This is a genomic window from Rhodococcus sp. DMU2021, from assembly GCF_019641445.1.
Classification (GTDB): Bacteria; Actinomycetota; Actinomycetes; order Mycobacteriales; family Mycobacteriaceae; genus Rhodococcus; species Rhodococcus pyridinivorans.
Genome location: NZ_JAIFKB010000052.1, coordinates 1 through 3517 on the forward strand (window position 1 = coordinate 1; position 3517 = coordinate 3517).

2 rRNA genes are annotated in these 3517 nt (G+C 56.2%); both read right to left on the minus strand.

From position 1 onward, the window contains the following. Nucleotides 1–7: 7 nt before the first annotated feature. Nucleotides 8–124, minus strand: a 5S ribosomal RNA gene (gene rrf, locus K3M35_RS25250). A 109-nt stretch (nucleotides 125–233) separates the two neighbouring features. Next, nucleotides 234–3368, minus strand: a 23S ribosomal RNA gene (locus tag K3M35_RS25255). Between the last annotated feature and the right edge of the window lie 149 nt (nucleotides 3369–3517).

The following is a 3517-nucleotide window of genomic DNA, read 5'->3' on the forward strand; positions in this document are numbered from 1 at the left end:
AACGGGTGTTCGGCGGTGTCCTACTCTCCCACACCCTGTCGAGTGCAGTACCATCGGCGCAGACAGGCTTAGCTTCCGGGTTCGGAATGGGACCGGGCGTTTCCCTGTCGCTATGGCCGCCGTAACTCTATGAAACAATAGTCCACGCAGATTCCTCGAATCACCTGCTGCTGCAGGATTTTCGGATCTGTGTGTGTTGTTTCAGATACCGCACAGTGGACGCGTAACATCTTCGTGGTAAGTCCTCGGCCTATTAGTACCGGTCACCTCCACCCATTGCTGGGCTTCCAGTTCCGGCCTATCAACCCGGTGGTCTGCCGGGGGCCTTACCCCCTCGAGGGGGTGAGAAACCTCATCTTGGAACAGGCTTCCCGCTTAGATGCTTTCAGCGGTTATCCCTTCCGAACGTAGCCAACCAGCCATGCCCCTGGCGGGACAACTGGCACACCAGAGGTTCGTCCGTCCCGGTCCTCTCGTACTAGGGACAGCCTTCCTCAAGTTTCTAACGCGCGCGGCGGATAGAGACCGAACTGTCTCACGACGTTCTAAACCCAGCTCGCGTGCCGCTTTAATGGGCGAACAGCCCAACCCTTGGGACCTACTCCAGCCCCAGGATGCGACGAGCCGACATCGAGGTGCCAAACCATCCCGTCGATATGGACTCTTGGGGAAGATCAGCCTGTTATCCCCGGGGTACCTTTTATCCGTTGAGCGACACCGCTTCCACATGCCGGTGCCGGATCACTAGTCCCGACTTTCGTCCCTGCTCGACCTGTCAGTCTCACAGTCAAGCTCCCTTGTGCACTTGCACTCGACACCTGATTGCCAACCAGGCTGAGGGAACCTTTGGGCGCCTCCGTTACATTTTGGGAGGCAACCGCCCCAGTTAAACTACCCACCAGGCACTGTCCCTGAACCAGATCATGGTCCGAGGTTAGAGGTCCAATACGATCAGAGTGGTATTTCAACAACGACTCCACCCATACTGGCGTATGAGCTTCACAGTCTCCCACCTATCCTACACAAACCGAACCGAACACCAATACCAAGCTATAGTGAAGGTCCCGGGGTCTTTTCGTCCTGCCGCGCGTAACGAGCATCTTTACTCGTAATGCAATTTCGCCGAGTCTGTGGTCGAGACAGCAGAGAAGTCGTTACGCCATTCGTGCAGGTCGGAACTTACCCGACAAGGAATTTCGCTACCTTAGGATGGTTATAGTTACCACCGCCGTTTACTGGGGCTTAAATTCTCAGCTTCGCGGATTGCTCCGCTAACCGGTCCTCTTAACCTTCCAGCACCGGGCAGGCGTCAGTCCGTATACATCGTCTTACGACTTCGCACGGACCTGTGTTTTTAGTAAACAGTCGCTTCTCTCTGGTCTCTGCGACCACCCCCAGCTCGGACCGCAAGGGCCGTCACCAGGCGTGGTCCCCCTTCTCCCGAAGTTACGGGGGCATTTTGCCGAGTTCCTTAACCACAGTTCTCTCGATCGCCTCGGTATTCTCTACCTGACCACCTGTGTCGGTTTGGGGTACGGGCCGTGTACCAACTCACTAGAGGCTTTTCTCGGCAGCATAGGATCACTGAATTCCCCTCAACGGGTACGCATCACCTCTCAGGCTGCATGAATGGCGGATTTGCCTACCATTCGCCCTACCGGCTTACACCAGGTACTCCATCACCTGGCCCAGCTACCTTCCTGCGTCACCCCATCGCTTGACTACTACAATCAGGGTCCCGTGCAGCCATCCCCACAATTCCCGAAGGAACAGCGGAAACTTTTGGACGGTTAGCACAACTGATTCGCCATTGGGCGCGGATACACGGGTACGGGAATATCAACCCGTTGTCCATCGACTACGCCTGTCGGCCTCGCCTTAGGTCCCGACTCACCCTGGGCGGATTAACCTGGCCCAGGAACCCTTGGTCATCCGGCGGACGAGTTTCTCACTCGTCTTTCGCTACTCATGCCTGCATTCTCACTCGCGCAGCCTCCACACCTGGATCACTCCGGCGCTTCCACGGCTGCACGACGCTCCCCTACCCACCCACACCACTGCCGGAAAAGCCGTAACCCTTCCGGGGTGTTGTGTGAGTGCCGCGGCTTCGGCGGTGTACTTGAGCCCCGCTACATTGTCGGCGCAGAACCACTTGACCAGTGAGCTATTACGCACTCTTTCAAGGGTGGCTGCTTCTAAGCCAACCTCCTGGTTGTCTCAGCGATCCCACATCCTTTTCCACTTAGTACACGCTTAGGGGCCTTAGCCGGCGATCTGGGCTGTTTCCCTCTCGACTACGAAGCTTATCCCCCGCAGTCTCACTGCCGCGCTCTCACTCACCGGCATTCGGAGTTTGGCTGATTTCGGTAAGCTTGTGGGCCCCCTAGACCATCCAGTAGCTCTACCTCCGGTGAGAAACACGCGACGCTGCACCTAAATGCATTTCGGGGAGAACCAGCTATCACGGAGTTTGATTGGCCTTTCACCCCTACCCACAACTCATCCCCTCAGTTTTCAACCTAAGTGGGTTCGGGCCTCCACGACGTCTTACCATCGCTTCACCCTGGCCATGGGTAGATCACTCCGCTTCGGGTCTAGAACATGCCACTACATGCGCCCTATTCGGACTCGCTTTCGCTACGACTACCCCACACGGGTTAACCTCGCGACATGCCACTAACTCGCAGGCTCATTCTTCAAAAGGCACGCCATCACCCACCACGAACTGAATCGTGCATCGGCTCTGACGGATTGTAAGCGCACGGTTTCAGGTACTATTTCACTCCCCTCCCGGGGTACTTTTCACCTTTCCCTCACGGTACTAGTCCGCTATCGGTCACCAGGGAGTATTCAGGCTTATCGGGTGGTCCCGACAGATTCACACCGGATTTCACGGGCCCGGTGCTACTCGGGTACTTCTCACGAGAGCCGGCAAGTTTTCGTCTACGGGATTCTCACCCTCTACGACAGGCCGTTCCAGACCACTTCGACTAACCAACCGGTTTCTTACTCTCGCCCGTCATGACAGTGACGGGAAGAAAAGCCCCACAACCCCACGGATGCAACGCCTGCCAGCTATCACACACCCATGGTTTAGCCTCATCCGCTTTCGCTCGCCACTACTCACGGAATCACATGTTGTTTTCTCTTCCTGTGGGTACTGAGATGTTTCACTTCCCCACGTTCCCTCCACACACCCTATATATTCAGATGCGGGTAACACGACATCACTCGTGCTGGGTTTCCCCATTCGGAAATCCTCGGATCACAGCTCGGTTGACAGCTCCCCGAGGCATATCGCAGCCTCCCACGTCCTTCATCGGCTCCTGGTGCCAAGGCATCCACCGTACGCTCATAAACACTTACAACAAAGATGCTCGCGTCCACTGTGCAGTTCTCAAACAACACACAACACCGAATACTCACCCCGTGGACTCCACGGAACTTTCTTCGACATCGTCGCTGATCAAACACATTGCGTGTTCTCTCAGGACCCAACAGTGCACCGATATAACCC